This window comes from Syntrophomonas palmitatica JCM 14374 (genome assembly GCF_001311885.1).
GTDB lineage: Bacteria > Bacillota > Syntrophomonadia > Syntrophomonadales > Syntrophomonadaceae > Syntrophomonas_A > Syntrophomonas_A palmitatica.
Window position 1 is genome coordinate 1 of the sequence record NZ_BBCE01000004.1, and the last position, 17,640, is coordinate 17,640.

Genomic DNA, 17,640 nt, shown 5'->3' on the forward strand with positions numbered 1-17,640 from the left:
GCGCACGACTCGAAATCGTGTGAGCCGTTAGCAGCGGCTCCGTGGGTTCGAATCCCACTCTCTCCGCCATTAAAAACAAGAAGCTCTGTCTTAAAAGGCAGAGCTTTTAACATGTACCCACGTCGCCCGGCTCCGGGGTTGCGAATACCCCTGCGGGGCACGCGTCCCACTCTCTCCGCCATTAAAAACAAGAAGCTCTATCTTAAAAGGCAGAGCTTTTAACATGTACCCGCGTTTTTATTTGCCTATCTTATCGATGATGGCCATGATTTCCTCCAGCTTTTCATCCGCGTCCCCGGCCATAATAGCGTATTTAACACAGTGCTGCAGATGGGCCTGGAGAATTTCTTTATTGACATTATGCAGGATGGCCTGAGTGGCCATAAGCTGGTTGGAGATATCTATGCAATAGCGGTCTTCCTCCACCATTTTAAGAATCCCGTCGAGCTGTCCCCGGGCGGTTTTTAACAGCCGGGTGACCCGGGTTTTATCTGCTTTCATGCGGCGCCTCCGAAAAATATATTTATTAACGCAATACTTCTTATCCGGCTTCGAAATACCCGGAAAATTCCCTGCAGAGCGCCTGACACAATCGACTGCGATGGCGCTGTACATAAAGTGCTTATTAAGCGGGGTTTTGCAAAACAACAAACAGATTCGCTTCTATCAACTCGCTGACATCTATTTAACTTCATACCCGGCTTGTTCTACAGCATCCTTGATCTGTTCGATTTTGACCTGATCCTGGTTAAAAACCACACTTACTTTTTTATCTGCAAGGTCTACATCCACATTGCCAACGCCATTCAAGGCAGACAGGGCCGATTTAACCGCGTGGACGCAGTGCATGCAGGACATGCCTTCGACATTCAGAACCGCTTTAGATTCACTGGCCATACATATTTACCCCCTTTCGCGATCAAATATCCCTGTAACTAAATGTTTTGATTCGGATTAAAGCGCCGCAGGCTTAACGAATTGGTGACCACGGATACTGAACTGAAGGCCATAGCTCCTCCGGCGATAATAGGATTCAGCATACCCAGGGCGGCAAAGGGAATACCGATAATATTATAGATAAAAGCCCAGAACAGGTTTTGCTTGATTTTCTTCATTGTCTGGCGGGACAAGCGAATAGAAGCGGGAATAGTCCTCAAATCGCCCCGCATTAAGGTTATATCGGCTGCTTCCATAGCCATATCGGAGCCGGTGCCCATGGCCATGCCGATGTCAGCCGCAGCCAGGCCGGGGCGTCATTAATGCCGTCTCCCACCATAGCTACGGTTTTCCCCATGGCCTGGAGTTTCATAACCTCCTCAGCCTTTTTTTCCGGCAGCACTTCGGCCAGCACCTTATTGATACCGGCTTGACGAGCTATGGCGGAGGCGGTGCGCTGGTTGTCGCCGGTTATCATGTATACTTCTATACCCATTTTCTGTAGTTCAGAAACAGCCTGGCGGGAACTTTCTTTAATAATGTCAGCCACGGCGATAATCGACTCCAGGTTACCGTTTACCGCCATAATCATAGCGGTTTTCCCTTCGTTTTCCAGGGCGGCCAGGCGCGGCTCGGCTGTTTCAGTATCAAACCCCTTCTCCAGCATCAGTTGTCTGGTGCCAATATATACCGTTTGTCCGTCTATTACCGCCCTGACTCCCCGGCCGGGAATGGCGGCAAAATCAGAGGGGCTGTCCAGGGCAGGCATTTTTGCCCGGCCTTTTTCATAGATAGCAACGCCCAGCGGATGCTCCGAACCCTTTTCCGCTATGCGGCTATACGCATAATAGCCTGCCGGTCTAATTGTCCCAGGCTGATTACATCGGTTACTTCCGGCTGACCCCGGGTAATGGTGCCGGTTTTATCCAGTACTACCGTATCTATTTTATAAGCGGTTTCCAGATGTTCACCGCCTTTAATCAGGATGCCGTTTTCCGCGCCCTTTCCCGTTCCGACCATAATAGCCGTGGGGGTAGCCAGGCCCATGGCGCAGGGACAAGCTATGACCAGCACCGCCACCGCGTTGGTCAAAGCCCGGTTGACTTCACTGCCGGTGAAATACCAGGCTAAAAAGGTGACTGCCGCAATCAGCAGGACCACCGGGACAAACACACCCGCCGCCAGGTCAGCTATCTTTTGAATAGGCGCTTTGGAGCCTGAGCATCCTCGACCATTTTGATGATCCGGGCCAGAGCGGTATCTTTACCTACCCGGGTAGCTTCGAATTTGAAAGCGCCGAACTTATTTATGGTAGCGCCATAGACCAGGTCGCCGGCTTTTTTATCAACGGGCAGGCTTTCCCCGGTCAACATGGATTCATCAAGTGAAGAGACGCCGTCTATAATTTTGCCGTCTACAGGTATCTTTTCACCCGGTCTTACTACGACCAGGTCTCCCGGTACGACTTTTTCAATAGGGATATCTTCTTCCCGGCCCTGCCTTTCGACTCTGGCGGTGCGAGGCTGAAGCTCAGCCAGTTTTTTAATGGCTTCCGAGGTTTTGCCTTTCGCCACGGCCTCTAAATATTTGCCTAAAAGGATTAATGTTATAATGGTACCCGAAGCCTCAAAATGCAGGCCGGTCATGGTTATCCCCGCGGCAGCCGGTTCAAACACAACCTTATACAGGCTATAGAAAAAAGCCGCCGAAGTTCCCAGGACGATCAGCACATCCATATTAGCCCCGCCTGATCGAACCGCATAATATGCGTTTTTATAAAACCGGGCCCCGATTATAAATTGAATGGGCGCAGCAGCAACAGTTGAAAATAGGGGTTATATATGATGTTTAAGGCATTGATACGCACCATGAATATACTGAAAAACATCGCTAAAATTAACGGAAAAGCTAGAATAGCAGAGGCGATAAACAAGGAACGCAGGGTTTTGATTTCCAGGTCGTCTTCCTCGTTTTTTCGGTAATTGCTGTTCTCTTTTATCAGGGCAGCATCATAGCCTAATCCCTGCACAGCTTTTATAAGGTCATCAGCTTTAATCTTTACCGGATCATATAAGACGGCAGCCTTTTGCGCGGCCAAATTAACCGCAGCCGAATTGACTCCGTCAAGGGAATTTAGTTTCTTCTCTATACGCGCGGAGCAAGCCGCACAGCTCATGCCCGAAAGCTTGAAGGATTCTTGACGCAGCATGGCCACAGCTCCTTTACACAGGTTTTGGTTTGATAATAAATTTGCCCCTAATCTTCTGGTTTTAATATGATTTATTAAAAAGGCCGCTCGCATACCCCCCCACCCCTGGGGGGTATTGTAATATTTGTACCGCCTTAACGAACTGCTGTCAACCAAAAATTTAGAAAAGTATCTGGTTCGCATGTTCCTGATGGGTTAACCACCGGCATCAGAACAGCGAATTATAAACATACGAATATATGCAAGATCAACAACTGTTTTTAAGCAGTCGTTTTTGTTTTTTATAGGCAATTTTATAGCAAATACAGGTCTAAATTTTGAGAAAAACAAAAAATAATACAGGAAAAATAGAGAAAATGTAGAAATTATTATAACAGATAATTTAAGGGGGTAATAATGTATGCGGGATATAGAGAAAAAATATCGCGGCAAGCTCGTTACACCGCAAGAGGCTGTAAAAGCAGTTAAGTCGTATGACATGGTGCAATATAATTCATATAACGGCGTGCCGCCAACCCTTGACCGGTGTCTGGCGGCCAGACGTGATGAACTGGAAGGAGTAATAATAAACACCAGTATAGCGCTTTTCCCGCTATATACAATAAGTTCAGACCCCAGCCAGAAGCATTTCCTTTATGATAACTGGCATGCTTCCAGCGCAGATCGCAAGCTTGCCGATGCCGGGAATTATTACTATGTGCCCTTCCTTTACTATGAAATGCCTGCCTTTTTAGAACGGGAAAAACCGATGGACATTGCCATGGTTCACGTTTCGCCCATGGACGAACGGGGAAATTTCAATTTTGGTCCCAATGTAGGACATGCCAAGGCTATAGTTGACAACGCCAAAACGGTAATTGTCGAGGTCAACCAAAACATGCCTGTGGTCTGCGGCGAAACCGGCCATGAAGTCAATATCGATGAGGTGGATATGGTGGTGGAAGGGGACAACTCGCCTTTATTTACTGTTTTGCCCGCTAAAGCCGATGAAACTGACCGGCAGATTGCCGATCTGGTTATGGAGCAGATTGAGGATGGGGCGTGTTTGCAGTTGGGCATCGGCGCAATGCCCAATACAGTTGGCGAATTGATTGCGGAATCCGACCTGAAGAATCTGGGTGTGCACACTGAAATGCTGGCTGATGCTTATGTAAGGATGGCAGAAGCCGGTCGCATTACGGGAATGAACAAGGTTACTGACCGGGGGAAAATGACGTTTACTTTTGCCATGGGGTCTCAACTTCTCTACGATTTTATTAACCAAAATCCTCAATGCATTTCACGGCCGGTATTAGAGGTAAACACCCCGCATCTCATCGCCCGCAATCCCAAGGTTATCGCCATTAACAACGCCATCGAAATTGATTTGTTTTCACAAATCAATTCTGAATCAGCAGGGACAAGACAGATATCGGGAACAGGCGGCCAGGTAGATTTTATGCTGGGAGCTTTTATGTCGCCGGGAGGTAAAGGCATTATCTGCATGACATCCACTTACAAGAACAAACAGGGCCAGGTTATTTCACGTATTCGTCCCACTTTATCCCCGGGGACCATTGTAACCGTTCCTCGCACCATTGCCTACTGGGTGATTACCGAATATGGAGCCGTCAACCTTAAAGGGCGCTCCACCTGGCAGCGGGCCGAGGCTCTTATCAGCATAGCTCACCCTGATTTCCGCGATGATTTGATTAAAGAGGCACAGAAGATGAACATCTGGCGTCGCAGCAGCCGGACAGTGTAATAAAAACCGGTATTCACCGCAGCAGCATTAGTTGAAACTTAAAATAAAATTATGCTGTAAAATGGTCAAACATGGTAAAATATATGGAAGATTCGACAGAATAGGTCGATGTTTTACCGGGTTGGACGCGAGGTTTACAGAATATGCTCGAAGTACAACGGTTTTTATACTTAATATTTCCTTATGTTTTCTGCACTACTATTTCAGCCTTAATCATCTGGAATGAAGATTGGCGGAAGAACGGCAAGCAGCTTCTGATATATTCGGTTTTAGCGGGAATAACCCAGACAATGAGTTACCAGATAAATAATGAAGCCATCCGTTTTCCCCTGGAGATAGTAAGCGGATTCCTTTGGATGTGGATTGTTTTTCGCCGTTCGTTTCCCTGGGTGGCCAAAATATTCACGACCTCCTATGTAACGGGCATACCAATGGTAATCTTATCTCTGATATTTTGCTCTTATATTTTGGGTTTGACCCCGAGTGAAGTCATTAATAACAGCAGGATGTGGCTGGGCGTTACCCTTCCGATTTTTGTTCTGGGAACTATATGCATTGCTCTGGTTAAAAGGCTGTGGGCACGGAAATGGAATATGACGTCTTTTGAGAATATTCAGGGCTGGGCTGTAGTGGCATCAGCTGCTTCTTCAATTGGCGGTCAGCATGGGCTTAATCTGGTCCCTGTCAGCGGTCAGGGAAAACAACTACTGGTTTATCATGGCCAGTATCGGCACCATCGTCATATTTACTATAAGCCTTCTCATTATGGTGACTTATATGAAATCTCTGCGCAAACAAGCTATAATCTCCACTCACGATGCTGTATCGGAAAATGTTTTGGAACTGTTGAACACGCTTAAGGCGCAGCAGCATGATTATATTAACCATCTTCAGGTACTCAGCGGATTGTCGCAGATGCGAAACCTGGAGGGACTCCAGGAATATCTTAATCAATTGATATTTGAAGTTCGAAGCCTGGATGAAACCACGCCAATTCGAAACCCGATTCTGAATGCCCTGGTTAATGCGAAAATTTCACAGGCGGAAGCTCGCGGCATCAAGTTGAACCTGGATATCCAGTCAGGGTTTGAGGGTATTGAATACGCGGCAATTGATTTGAGCCGGATTTTAGGCAACCTTATTAATAATGCCATGGATGCTGTAGAGGGCAGGCCCTACCGGCAGGAAGTTGACATTAATATGAGGGATAAGGGAAATGATTTCGTTTGCGAAGTGCAGAATCCATGGACAGGTGATTTCCCCGGGCAAAACAAACTTTTTTCTCCGGGTTTCAGTACCAAACAGGGTGAACACAGCGGGCTGGGTTTGTATATCTGCATGCAGCTGGCATACCGGCTGCGTGGTGAACTGGACTGCAGATACAATCCGCAGGAAGGCGTGGTGTTTACCATCAGCATTCCCCGGCTGGCGGATGCTGGGGCCGCAGAAAAAGAGCTGTAATAGACAGAAGTCTGGAATCCGCTGTGGTATAATAATTAACGATAAAAAGAGAAATGCAGCCAGGTTGGTTTGAACAAGCGGCTGCATTATTTTATGCGAGGTATTTATTATGAAGTCGCTGGTACTGGCTGAAAAACCCAGTGTGGGCCGGGAAATAGCCCGGGTATTGCAATGTAATCAAAAGGGTAAGGGTTATATGGAAGGACCGCGTTATGTGGTTACCTGGGCCCTGGGCCATCTGGTAACCCTGGCCGAGCCTGATGATTATGATCAGAGGTTAAAACAGTGGCGCATGGAGGATTTGCCCATGCTGCCGCCTAAAATGAAGCTCAAGGTTATCCGCCAGACTTCACAGCAATACCAGGTAGTCAAATCATTAATGAAACGTGACGATATTAAGGATTTGGTCATAGCCACCGATGCCGGGCGCGAAGGAGAACTGGTAGCCCGCTGGATCATGGAGATGGTCCGCTGGCAAAAGCCTTTTTATCGCCTGTGGATTTCCTCTCAGACTGATGACGCTATCCGCGAAGGATTTGCTCACCTGCAGCCTGGAACCAATTATAACAACCTTTATGACGCGGCTGTCTGCCGGGCCGAGGCCGACTGGTTAATCGGGCTCAATGTTACCCGCACCCTGACCTGCAAATATAATGCCCAGTTAAACGCGGGCCGGGTGCAGACCCCTACCCTGGCCATGATAGTACAGCGGGAAAATGAAATCAACAAGTTTGTGCCGGTCGACTACTGGACCCTGCGGGCAGATTTCGGCGATTATTCCGGGGACTGGCGGGGCAAGGACGGGGCGCGTCTCTACCAGCTGGCTCAGGCTGAGGAAATAATAGCCAGAGTTAAAAACCAGGCCGGAGTAATTAAGAATATTAAGACCGAGGCCAAAAGCGAACCCCCGCCCCTGGCTTATGATCTTACCGAACTGCAAAGGGACGCCAACCGCCGCTACAACTGGCCGGCGCAAAAGACCCTGGCGGTTTTGCAGGATCTCTATGAACGGCACAAACTGGTTACCTACCCCCGCACTGATTCGCGATATATAAGCCAAGATATTGTGCCGACATTACCACTGCGCTTAAAGAGAATGGGGGTTGGACCCTATGCGGCTCTGGTGAAGCCATTGCTTAATAAGCCTTTGCATCCGGGCAAACGTTTTGTTGATGACAGCAAAGTAAGCGATCACCATGCTATTATCCCCACGGAACAGGCGCTTAATTTGGCCGCGCTGGATGAAGACGAGAAACGCCTTTATGACCTGGTGGCGCGCCGTTTTATAGCGGTGCTTTACCCGCCTACCGGTACGAGCAGACAACTATTATTACCGAAGTTAATGGCGAGAACTTCCATTCCCGGGGGAAAATCGTTGCGGACCCGGGATGGCGGGTCATCCAGGCCGCGATGCCGGACAAGGATGATAAGGATGAGGATGAACTGCCCGAACAGACCCTGCGCCGCCGCGAAAAAGGCGAAAAGGTGCAGGTAAAAGCATGCAAAAGCAGCAAACATAAAACCAAACCGCCTTCTCGTTATAATGAAGCCACCTTATTGACCGCCATGGAGAACTGCGGCAAGATGGTGGAAGACGAGGAACTGCGCGAAGCCATCAAGGCAGCGGGCTGGGGACCCCGGCGACCCGCGCCGAGATTATAGAAAAACTCATCCATACCAGTTATATCGAACGCAACGGTAAGGAACTGGTTCCCACCTCAAAAGGGATGCAGCTAATCGGCCTGGTACCCCCGGCTCTGAGGTCTCCCGAGCTAACTGCCCAATGGGAACAGCGGCTGGCGGATATTGCCAAAGGGCAGGGCAAGAAGAACGCTTTCATGACTGATATCCGCAAAGATGCCGCTGATATGGTGCAGACTGTGCGTCAGGGAGAGGCGGTATATAAGGCTGACAATGTTTCCAAGACCAAATGCCCTATGTGCGGGCGGTATATGCTGATTGTAAGCGGCAAGAAAGGCCGGATGCTGTCCTGCCCTGAACGCTCCTGCGGCTATCGTCAGCCGGAGAAGGGCGATGATTTTGGACGTCCCGGCAGCCGCGCTACCCAGCGGCTGATTGCCCAGTACAGCGATAATGAAGAGATCGGCACCAATGTAGGCGAACTGCTCAAGGCCGCGCTGGAAAAAAAGCATGCTTCAGAAGGGGATAAAGGCAAATCCGGGAAATAGAACATACTTAATGCGCATCCAGTATTCAGTCAGTCCAGAATGAAACAGTAATGGAAGAATGGAAGGTGAGCGGTCAAAGTAAACGCAACGCTTTCCTGCTGGCAGGGCCGCGTTTGCTTTGTCTGCTGAGGCCCAGTAATGGAAAAACATGAAAAGACGTCAGGGGACTTGCGGCAAAATCAATTTACGGGTAAAATATAAAAGCTGTGGTATGCAGAATGTTACAGCGACAGCCGGGAGTTCGGCTCCAATTTAATAGGTTAACACGGAGAGGTGGCTGAGTTTGGCTGAAGGCGCTCGATTGGAAATCGAGTAAGGGGTCAAAAGCTCCTTCGCGGGTTCGAATCCCGCCCTCTCCGCCATTTAAGAATTATCAAGGGGTTTCGGAATCGTATCCGAAACCCCTTTTCATATTTTTTACAATCGGGAGGACGGCCCGTCTTCATATAAATCCTCTATTTCTTCAACTATGCGCTTCATTTCAGCCTCTACATCAAAATTGGAGCGACCCAGGCTGAGAACGGGGCATTGGAGGTTATAATCCAATATTTTTTTTTGAAATCTCCTCTAAGCGATCCCGGATTTCGTTGCAGAACTCTTTCTTTTTTCGTTCATAACGGTTTATGGTCCAGCTGCCGGGTTTCTCACTAAGGACAACCTGGGTATACTTTTTGAAATATTCAACTTCTTTATTCAAATTGGCTCTTAATGTATCGATTTCCTTATATAATTGGATCCAGTACGGTACATAACCGGCGTCTTTAAGGATTTTATTAGCCATGTGCAAGTCACCCTGTTCAAAGGGGTTTATATCCAGATCAAGCGGCTTGCCGGCCCCCTCCAGATGGTCAAACTCTCCCTGTTCCACAGCTTTTTTCATTAATGATCCTACCAGGTCGTGCTGCCCAATCAAACGAAGGGTTCTTTGCATTTCAAAGGGGAAATCCTCCCTCCAGCTTTTATCAGATATCTTTTCGGCTATATTCTGTTTTCTTGAATTATTTTCATGCCAATCTTTGTTCATAGCTTGCTCCTTTCATATCTTAATGAGCAGATCACCATATCAGCGGAATCAAGCGGTAGGGTGTTTTGCGCAAATAGTCCTTATACCCCGGCAGGTCTTGTGCCAACAAACGCTCTTCTTTTATGATCCGGAAAATATTGACGGGAATAAACAAACAGGCGAAAATTAATGCCCAATACGAACCCAGGGCCAGAGGGGTAGACAATTCCATGATCAAAAGCCCCAGATACATGGGATGGCGGACAATGGCGTAGGGTCCGGTGGTAATAACCGGTTGTTCATGCTCAACCTGTATAATAGTCGAGGCATAGCTGTTTTCCTTAAATACTGCGATAATCAAAACATACCCCAGAAAAACCAGGATATTAGCTGCTATCACCAGCCAAACCGGAACGGCAGACCAGTGAAATCGAAAATCAAAACCGGGGATTAAATACGTCAGCATGGCCAAAAGCGATATAAATTTTATGATGACTGGCTGCGGTTCCTTTTCTTTGATATTCATTCGTCTTGATAACAGGCCGGGGTCTTTTTTCAGGAAATAGGCGGCAACAAAGAGGGTCAGTACAGCAAATATCGACCACCAGATCCATCCTTGCCAAAACCTTAACGAACCGGCGGGAAGAAACAGGACGAGTCCCAGGCCTATCATTATAATTAATGGCACCAGATAAGCCTTGGATAATGATACCTGTTCATTATCTGCCATTGGAATTACCTCCTCATTTAAAATATAAGCCTCACTATTATTCGTCGGATTGGAGAAATTTTTTAAAAAGCTCCTGGTACCTTAATTGAGCCGGCGACAAGACATTGGCCACCAGTTCTTGATAAAGGCCTCCCTGCGGTTTTTTTATGCCGGGATTAGTATACATCTCTTTTACCAGAGGCATGCTTTTAACGAGATCGGCCGACTCGCGAGCGAAGGCTTCAATGCGGGGATCATCCTCGCTGACCTGAAAAAGCTCTTCCCAGCGAGATCCGAATTGCAAAGCCAGTTGATAATGTTCCGGATGGGTTTTAAAATACTCGGCCAGTATGCGGGCACTCTCCTGATAATCCTCACCCCATTTTAAATCGTCCAGGATACCTGACAATTTACGGTGTTGGTCATATATTTCCGGGCAAGTCTGCGCATACCGCTCGGTTTGATCCTCTCCCAGTGTCCCGGTGATCATTTGGAACGATGGAGAATTGAATATATTCTCATCCAACAACAGATCATCATTGGCCAAAAGAGCATCTATTCGGGCCAGCCGTTCTTCCAGGATTTGTTTTTCCTTGACCGCTTCATGACGCAGGGACGATAAGACTTCCCTGCCCGAGGCAGGCTGGGGCAGATTGCCTAATATTTCTTTTATCTGATGGAGATTCAGCCCCAGGGATTTTAGGTGTTTGATAACACGCATGCGGTTCAATTCAGCTGCCCCGTATAAACGATACCCCCCGGCAGAACGCTCCGGTTCAGGCAGCAAGCCTATTTTATGATAATAATTTACGGTTTTTAACGTACTTCCGGTTAGTTTAATAAAATCACCGCTCTTAATCTTGTTCATGACGGATCACCTCACTGTCAGTATAAACCCGACCCCAAGGGTCGGGTCAACCATATTTATTATGGATAAGAGAAGGCCTTTGCTGGCTGAAAATAAAGGCGGCGGGGTTTTATTGAAGGCCATGCAGGAAATATTGACAGAAAAATAACCGGTCATTATAATAAATGCAATATGCAAAATGACGATGACAGGGAATAGTAGGCTGATCCTCGGGTTATAGAGAACCGCTGTCTGGTGCAAAGCGGTCGAAGAGGCAAGCAGAACTCACCCTGGAGCCGCCGACCGAAATCATTTTGAAAGTAGGCTCGGACGGAGCTTCCGCCGTTAAAAGGAAGGGGATATCGGATCAAACGATCCCGTATTCTGTCGGAGTGAACGGCAATTGCCGTTAATTTGAGTGGTACCGCGAAGCAAAGCCCTTCGTCTCATATATTGAGCGAAGGGTTTATTTTTCTATAAGCCCTTTAAAAATTAACAAGGAGTGAGCAGTTTGTTGTCGTACGCGGACGAATATCGTTCCAAATTGGTTAGTGCCGAAGAAGCCGTAAAGGTGGTGAAAAGCGGAGATTGGATAGATTGGGGGCAGATTCTTTCCAATCCCTATGCTTTGGACGCAGCCTTGGCAGCGCGTAAGGATGAACTTGACGATATCAAGATTCGTCTGGTTATGAGCGCCAAAACGCATGAAATATGGAAAGCGGATCCGGAAGGTGAAGTCTTCCATATGAATAACTGGCATTTCGGCGGAGCTGACCGGGCCCAGCATGACAGGGGCAATGCTTATCATATTCCTAATCTTTATCGCAATCATCCCCTTTTTTATAGGAAGAGTCTATATGACGATGTTGACGTAGCCATGCTTCGAGTCCCGCCTATGAACAAACACGGTTATTTTAATTTCAGCTGCAGTGTAGCCGTTCTGCGCGGCATATGCGATGTGGCCAAGAAAATCATTGTGGAGGTCTGTCCGGGACTGCCCTGGGCATGCGGAGGATTTGACGAATTACTGCATATTTCCGAAGTGGATTATATTGTGGAGGCTGATTCGCCGGTAGTGGAGATACCGCCTGCTCCGCCTACGGAGACCGATAAGAAAATCGCTGAGCATGTAATGAAAGAGATGGTCGATGGGGCTTGTATTCAGCTGGGTATTGGGGGGATGCCCAATGTGGTCGGTACGCTCCTGGCTGAATCTGATCTTAAGGATCTGGGCTGCCACAGCGAAATGTTGTGTGATGCCTATTATCATTTATTTGAAGCCGGAAAATTAACCAACAAACGCAAAACGCTCGACAGGGGCAAGACCACGTACGCTTTTGCCGCCGGCAGTAAATTTCTCTATGAATGGATAGACAATAATCCTGGATTGGCAGCCTATCCGACTATCTATACCAACGATCCTCATAATATAGCTATGAATGATAACGTGGTGTCGATAAACAACTGCATAGAGGTTGATCTATACGGGCAGATCTGCTCAGAGTCGTCGGGAACTCGTCATATCAGCGGCACAGGAGGGCAGCTGGATTTTGTTACCGGCGCGTATAGTTCCAGAGGCGGCAAAGCCATCATCTGCTGTACTTCCAGCTACAAGGATAAGCAGGGCGGCCTGCACTCGCGTATTGTACCCATGCTGCCTATGGGATCAGTGGTCAGCGTTCCCCGTACCCAGGCGCATATAATCATTACCGAATACGGCAAATGCGACCTCGCCGGCCGCAGCACCTGGGAACGCGCAGAGCGGATTATCAATATCGCCCATCCCGACCTGAGAGATGAACTGGTTAAGGCAGCGCAAGAAATGAAGATTTGGAGCAAGAGCAATAAGATATAGTGTTAATTGCCGCAGTGGCGGATAGTTGAACAAAGATAGGCTTTAAAAGTCCTGGCATGGCGATAGCGGCGGAAAGAAGCAGAAACACCGCTGCTCGCGCCTGCCGGCGGATCAGCTAATACCGGTACCTTCTGAGGGCGCGTCTTTTTTTCCGTTTGCGCCGAAGGTTTATGAGCCTGATTGAATACAGGATTAAGAAAATAACCAGAAATGCCTTGAGGATAAATTTTATTACCGCCAGGCAAGCCAGTTTCAAACGCGTGAGAAGGGGAGCCTTCCGCCCTACGGAGTTACAGGCGCGAAGGCTGACCTGACCCGCCTCGCGTCCGGCTATTATTATCTGGCACTTCCCGAGGATTTGATTTTTTTTCACCGGAGCCGCAACTTGATCCTTTGGACATATTTTATAGGAAACCCGTCCCGCCTCATGATCCGTAACCGCCATGACCAGATCTGTCTCAGGCCTGGCCTTGACTTTATCAGCCAGTCCGTTTATAACGGGGACTTCAACAGATAATTGCTGAGCCGGTTTAATTAATTTCTTGTGGTAGTTGTCAAAACCATAGTCAAACATCTGCGCCATGTCCTGGTAGGTAGAAGATGAATCCAGGGTTACCGCAATCAGCGTAAAGTCGCCTTTTTGTGCGGCCCCTACCAGACAGTTGCCCGATTTTGTAGTGTAACCGGTCTTAATTCCTATAGCGTAGTCATACTTCCAAAGCAGCTTATTGTGATTGATCAGCAGGCGATCATAATCATTGCCCGCCCAGGGTATATTGTAGGTCTTGGTGGAAACCACCTGGCGAAAAAGGCTGTTCTGCATGGCCTTGCGGCTAAGCACGCCCAGGTCATACGCCGATGTATAATGACCGCTGGCATCCAGACCGTGCGGGTTAATAAAATTGCTGTCTTTCATCCCCAGCTGCCCCGCCCGCCGGTTCATAAGCTTTACAAAATTATCTACACTGCCGGCCGTACTTTCGGCTAATGCCACTGCGGCATCATTGCCGGAATTCAGCATCAAAGCGTAGAGCAGCTGGAGGCGGGTCAGCTTTTCCCCCGCCTCCAGCCAGATCGAACTCTCGGGGGTGCCTGCAGCATTAGAACTTATCTTTACATTCTGGTTCAGGCTGCCTTTTTCAATCACCAGCAAAGCAGTCATGATCTTGGTAATACTAGCCGGAGGCAGATGATTGTGAATGTTTTTTCCATAGAGAACCCGCCCGGAAGAAGCGTCTATTAAGATGACCGCTTTCCCGGTGGTTTGAGGATATGCTCCAGGGTTGACTGTGTTTGCATTTCCCTGATCAGCGTACACAGGGATAATATGGCTCAAAAAAATTATCAGAAACAAGCAGCCTGATACGTATCTGCGATAAAGCATTAATTAGCTCCAGTAAATAGTACTTATAATCGAAAATCGATACCCCCCTAATCATACTTATTTTTTGGCCCTGAACCAATAGGTTATCGGAAAATATTTATATGATCTGATATGGCTGAGAAAACCTGGCAGGACTGTTTCGTTGCCCTCGCAAAGACATAATGCAGAACAATCTTTGCAACAACGATGCCGTCATGGCTGAGAATTTATGACCAGCCCTGTCGCATCTATAGAAACCCGTGAATTATGTTATAATCAATTACACGGCGGTACTTCTCCATTACAAGCCGTGCGGGCAGTCAGCTGAGCAAAACCGCGTAAAAACATATCTGTATAAACAGGAGTTAGATATCAGGGGGGCGGACCAGATTAACAATACATTCAAGGAATCATTACAGGACAAAAACACTTTTTCGGTTACATGGGAACTGGTTCCCGGCCGGGGGGCGCGAGAAAAGGCGCAGGAAGAGGTTATAGCTTTGGCCGAACAGGCCGCCCAGGATGGCAGGATACATGCCCTGACCATTACCGATAATCCCGGCGGGAGGCCGGCTATTTCCGCGACCAGCCTGGGGATGGAAATATTTAAGCTGGGGATTGAACCCCTGGTTCACTTTACCTGCAAAGATAAAAACCGCAACCAGATCGAAGCCGAGCTTTATGCTATGGATCGCAACCAGGTCAGGAACCTTTTGGTGATGACCGGCGATTATCCTGTCAGTGGTTTTAAGGGTCGTCCTAAACCGGTTTTTGATCTCGACCCGGTACATGTTCTAGAGCTGATAAGCGGTATGAATCAAGGCCTGGAAAACCATAAGCCGGGCGATTTCTTTGCCGGTGCGGTAGTGTCGCCCTTTAAAGCCGCCGAAGCCGAACTCATGGCGCAGTATTACAAGCTCAAGAAAAAGATCGACAAAGGCGCTAATTTTATTGTGACCCAGTTAGGGTATGACGCGCGTAAATTCCATGAGGTGCTGCAGTTTATTAAGAATTATAATCCCGAGGTATCTGTAATAGGGAATATTTACATCCTGCCGTTTGGCGCGGGAAAAATGATGAATTCCAACCAGCTGCCGGGCTGTGTGGTTACCGATAAACTGCTGGCCGAGCTGGACCACGAAAGGACGGCTGAAGATAAAGGCAAAGGAGCGCGTTTGCTGCGCGCCGCTAAAATGTATGCCTTTATGAAGGGCATGGGTTTTGATGGCGTTCACCTGGGGGGGCATAATATCAAATACGAAGATGTCAAATATATAATCGAAAAAGGGGAAGAACTCAGCGATGACTGGAGGCGGTTTATACCCGAATTTGATTATGCGCAGCCTGATGGGTTCTATTATTACGAAAAGGACTTGAACACGGGTCTAAATACCGGCAAGCCGGTTAACCGGACCAGTCTGCCGCCTGATTATCCCGTGGATTTCAATTACCGCCTGATGCGTTTTTTCCACGAAATATTTTTTACACCTGGCAAAAACCTGTATCCGGTGATGCAAAACATTTATTCCGGGGTAAAAGACCCGAGAAAGCACGGATTTGAGCACTTCCTCAAGGTTATAGGCAATGACTGCAAGGATTGCGGCGACTGCGCCCTGCTCGATCTGGCTTACCTGTGTCCCATGTCCCAATGCCCGAAAAACCAACGCAATGGCCCCTGCGGCGGGAGTTATGACGGCTGGTGTGAAGTCCGCCCCGGTGAAAAGAAATGCTTTTGGGTCAAGGTTTATGCAATGCTAAAAGCCTATAACGAGGAGAATCGGCTGGAGGACTTATATATTCCTCCGGTAAACTGGGATTTATATCAAACCTCGGCCTGGTACAATTACTACACCGGACGCGATCACTCGGCGGCCCAAAAACAAACCATTTAGAAAAGGTAAAACAAACGTTGGCGGGATACTTTAGTAAAACAGAAAAGGATATGATAAAAAATGCCTCCGAGGCAATCGGAGGTTATTTTTTATCCTGATGTCTATTAAAATCCCCTGGTGCAAATATTAAAACCATGCCAACCAGAGGTTATGTCGGTTTGCGTTTTTGGTTTATAGTATGAGAGAGCAAGTGTTAAAATAGATGTTAATTTAATTTTAAGCGGAGCAGTGAATTATGGATAAAGTTGAATTGATTGCTACCAGCAGTTTTGGGTTGGAAGCTATTGTAGCCCGGGAAGTCAAAAAATTAGGATATGAAGATGTGAAGGTTGAGAATGCCAGGGTCAGCTTTACGGCGGACCTTTCAGCCATATGCCGGGGTAATCTGTGGCTGCGCAGTGCCGACCGGCTTTTGATAAAGATGGGTGAATTTGAGGCCCGCTCATTTACGGAGCTGTTTGATAAAACCCGCGACCTGCCCTGGGCGGACTGGCTGCCCGTAAATGCTAATTTCCCGGTACAGGGCAAATCGATACGTTCGCAATTATTCAGTGTGCCCGACTGCCAGGCTATAGTTAAAAAAGCGGTAGTGGAGAGCTTGAAGGGCCGCTATCATAAACAATGGTTTGAGGAAAACGGTCCCCGTTACACCATTGAGGTAGGGATTCTCAAAGATGTGGCAACTATAACCCTGGACACCAGCGGAGCCGGGCTGCATAAGCGCGGTTACCGCAAGCTGTCAAGCGCCGCTCCTTTGAAGGAAACCCTGGCGGCGGCCATGATCGATCTCAGCCGCTGGCATCCTGACCGGTTATTGCTCGATCCCTTCTGCGGTTCGGGTACTATTCCCATTGAAGCGGCCATGACAGCCCTGAATCAAGCCCCGGGACTGAATCGGGAATTTGCGGCCGAAAACTGGCCGGTTATACCTAAAAAGTATTGGCTTGACGCGCGGACCGAGGCTAATGACCTCCTGAACCGCGAAATGCGGCTGAAAATCCGGGGCACAGACATAAACCCCGAGGCGCTGAGCCTGGCCCGTTATCACGCCCGCCAGGCCGGGTTGGAAAAACAGATTCATTTTCAGCAGATGCCGGTTGCACAGGTTCAAACCAAAGAAAAGTTCGGGTTTTTGATAACTAATCCCCCGTATGGGCAAAGGCTTCAAGACTTGCCATCGGTGGAAAAGCTCTACCGGGAGATGAGCGGTATTTTTAAGAAGAATCTGTCTACCTGGTCTTTTTATATAATAACCGCCCACAAGGAATTGGAAACCTTCTTCGGCCGCCGGGCTGATAAAAAACGCAAGTTATACAACGGCCGCATCGAGTGTCATTTCTACCAGTCTACGGCCCCAAGCCGCCGCGGCGGGAACAGAAAACGGAAATTAATAACGCAGACCTATAATCGGGCTATTCCAGGGCCAATCTGA

General features: G+C 48.1%; 15 protein-coding genes, 1 tRNA gene, 2 pseudogenes and 1 other annotated feature. Of the genes and pseudogenes, 10 read left to right on the forward strand and 8 right to left on the reverse strand.

The genetic code is table 11. The features are described from left to right. Nucleotides 1–237: 237 nt before the first annotated feature. The 3 genes and pseudogenes from JCM14374_RS03060 to JCM14374_RS15915 form a co-directional block, all read right to left on the reverse strand. A complete protein-coding gene (locus JCM14374_RS03060; RefSeq protein ID WP_054693335.1) occupies nucleotides 238–501 on the reverse strand; it encodes a metal-sensing transcriptional repressor in 264 nt (87 codons plus the stop codon). 180 nt (nucleotides 502–681) lie between these two features. Then, the gene (locus tag JCM14374_RS03065) at nucleotides 682–897 is read right to left on the reverse strand and encodes a copper ion binding protein (RefSeq protein ID WP_054693337.1); all 216 of its coding nucleotides are present in this window, start codon (nucleotides 895–897) and stop codon (nucleotides 682–684) included. Nucleotides 898–935: 38 nt separating this feature from the next. Next, nucleotides 936–3,124: pseudogene (locus JCM14374_RS15915) on the reverse strand (heavy metal translocating P-type ATPase); the annotation flags it as partial. 421 nt (nucleotides 3,125–3,545) lie between these two features. Here JCM14374_RS15915 and JCM14374_RS03075 point away from each other — a divergent pair. From JCM14374_RS03075 to JCM14374_RS03095, 6 genes and pseudogenes are all read left to right on the forward strand, one after another. After that, entirely contained in the window at nucleotides 3,546–4,889 is a 1,344-nt protein-coding gene (locus JCM14374_RS03075; protein WP_054693340.1) for an acetyl-CoA hydrolase/transferase family protein, read from the forward strand. 143 nt (nucleotides 4,890–5,032) lie between these two features. After that, complete coding sequence (locus tag JCM14374_RS13965) at nucleotides 5,033–5,749, forward strand: hypothetical protein (RefSeq protein ID WP_054693343.1); 717 nt, start codon at nucleotides 5,033–5,035, stop codon at nucleotides 5,747–5,749. Next, on the forward strand, nucleotides 5,736–6,350 hold the full coding sequence (locus tag JCM14374_RS03085) for a sensor histidine kinase (RefSeq protein ID WP_207641574.1): 615 nt from the start codon (nucleotides 5,736–5,738) through the stop codon (nucleotides 6,348–6,350). The genes JCM14374_RS13965 and JCM14374_RS03085 overlap by 14 nt, the downstream gene beginning before the upstream one ends. 109 nt (nucleotides 6,351–6,459) lie before the next feature. Further along, a pseudogene (locus JCM14374_RS03090) lies at nucleotides 6,460–8,012 on the forward strand (DNA topoisomerase 3). Nucleotides 8,013–8,020: 8 nt separating this feature from the next. Further along, nucleotides 8,021–8,539 carry a DNA topoisomerase gene (locus JCM14374_RS15115; RefSeq protein ID WP_278279224.1) on the forward strand — a complete coding sequence of 173 codons (519 nt, stop codon included), beginning with the start codon at nucleotides 8,021–8,023 and terminating at the stop codon, nucleotides 8,537–8,539. Between the two features lie 267 nt (nucleotides 8,540–8,806). Beyond that, nucleotides 8,807–8,901: transfer RNA gene (locus JCM14374_RS03095), tRNA-Ser, on the forward strand. A gap of 55 nt (nucleotides 8,902–8,956) precedes the next feature. On the opposite strand, the gene JCM14374_RS15120 is transcribed toward JCM14374_RS03095, so the two are convergent. From JCM14374_RS15120 to JCM14374_RS03110, 4 genes are read right to left on the reverse strand one after another with little or no spacing between them, the layout of a single operon-like run. Next, the gene (locus JCM14374_RS15120; RefSeq protein WP_278279222.1) at nucleotides 8,957–9,085 is read right to left on the reverse strand and encodes a hypothetical protein; all 129 of its coding nucleotides are present in this window, start codon (nucleotides 9,083–9,085) and stop codon (nucleotides 8,957–8,959) included. Then, nucleotides 9,075–9,563, reverse strand: coding sequence for a DnaJ family domain-containing protein (locus JCM14374_RS03100; RefSeq protein ID WP_054693349.1), 489 nt, complete (start codon nucleotides 9,561–9,563; stop codon nucleotides 9,075–9,077). Before JCM14374_RS03100 ends, JCM14374_RS15120 begins: the two co-directional genes overlap by 11 nt. A 31-nt stretch (nucleotides 9,564–9,594) precedes the next feature. After that, entirely contained in the window at nucleotides 9,595–10,272 is a 678-nt protein-coding gene (locus JCM14374_RS03105; protein ID WP_054693352.1) for a methyltransferase family protein, read from the reverse strand. Nucleotides 10,273–10,309: 37 nt separating this feature from the next. Next, nucleotides 10,310–11,119 (reverse strand): helix-turn-helix domain-containing protein, encoded by an 810-nt coding sequence (locus JCM14374_RS03110; RefSeq protein WP_054693355.1) that lies wholly within the window; start codon nucleotides 11,117–11,119, stop codon nucleotides 10,310–10,312. Between JCM14374_RS03110 and JCM14374_RS13355 the strand changes: the two genes are divergently transcribed. Next, entirely contained in the window at nucleotides 11,118–11,267 is a 150-nt protein-coding gene (locus JCM14374_RS13355) for a hypothetical protein (RefSeq protein WP_157048930.1), read from the forward strand. The genes JCM14374_RS03110 and JCM14374_RS13355 overlap by 2 nt on opposite strands. Before the next feature lie 27 nt (nucleotides 11,268–11,294). Next, nucleotides 11,295–11,550, forward strand: a binding site (T-box leader). Nucleotides 11,551–11,600: 50 nt separating this feature from the next. Then, the gene (locus tag JCM14374_RS03115; protein WP_369397277.1) at nucleotides 11,601–12,953 is read left to right on the forward strand and encodes an acetyl-CoA hydrolase/transferase family protein; all 1,353 of its coding nucleotides are present in this window, start codon (nucleotides 11,601–11,603) and stop codon (nucleotides 12,951–12,953) included. Between the two features lie 115 nt (nucleotides 12,954–13,068). Here the strand turns inward: JCM14374_RS03115 and JCM14374_RS03120 are convergent, their stop codons facing one another. Then, nucleotides 13,069–14,289, reverse strand: a complete 1,221-nt coding sequence (locus JCM14374_RS03120; RefSeq protein WP_172674135.1) for a D-alanyl-D-alanine carboxypeptidase family protein — start codon at nucleotides 14,287–14,289, stop codon at nucleotides 13,069–13,071. A 416-nt stretch (nucleotides 14,290–14,705) separates the two neighbouring features. Here JCM14374_RS03120 and JCM14374_RS03125 point away from each other — a divergent pair, with 416 nt between their 5' ends. Together JCM14374_RS03125 and JCM14374_RS03130 are read left to right on the forward strand one after the other, a co-directional pair. Next, nucleotides 14,706–16,208 carry a methylenetetrahydrofolate reductase C-terminal domain-containing protein gene (locus JCM14374_RS03125; protein ID WP_054693677.1) on the forward strand — a complete coding sequence of 501 codons (1,503 nt, stop codon included), beginning with the start codon at nucleotides 14,706–14,708 and terminating at the stop codon, nucleotides 16,206–16,208. 235 nt (nucleotides 16,209–16,443) lie between these two features. Continuing rightward, entirely contained in the window at nucleotides 16,444–17,640 is a 1,197-nt protein-coding gene (locus tag JCM14374_RS03130) for a THUMP domain-containing class I SAM-dependent RNA methyltransferase (RefSeq protein WP_439646057.1), read from the forward strand.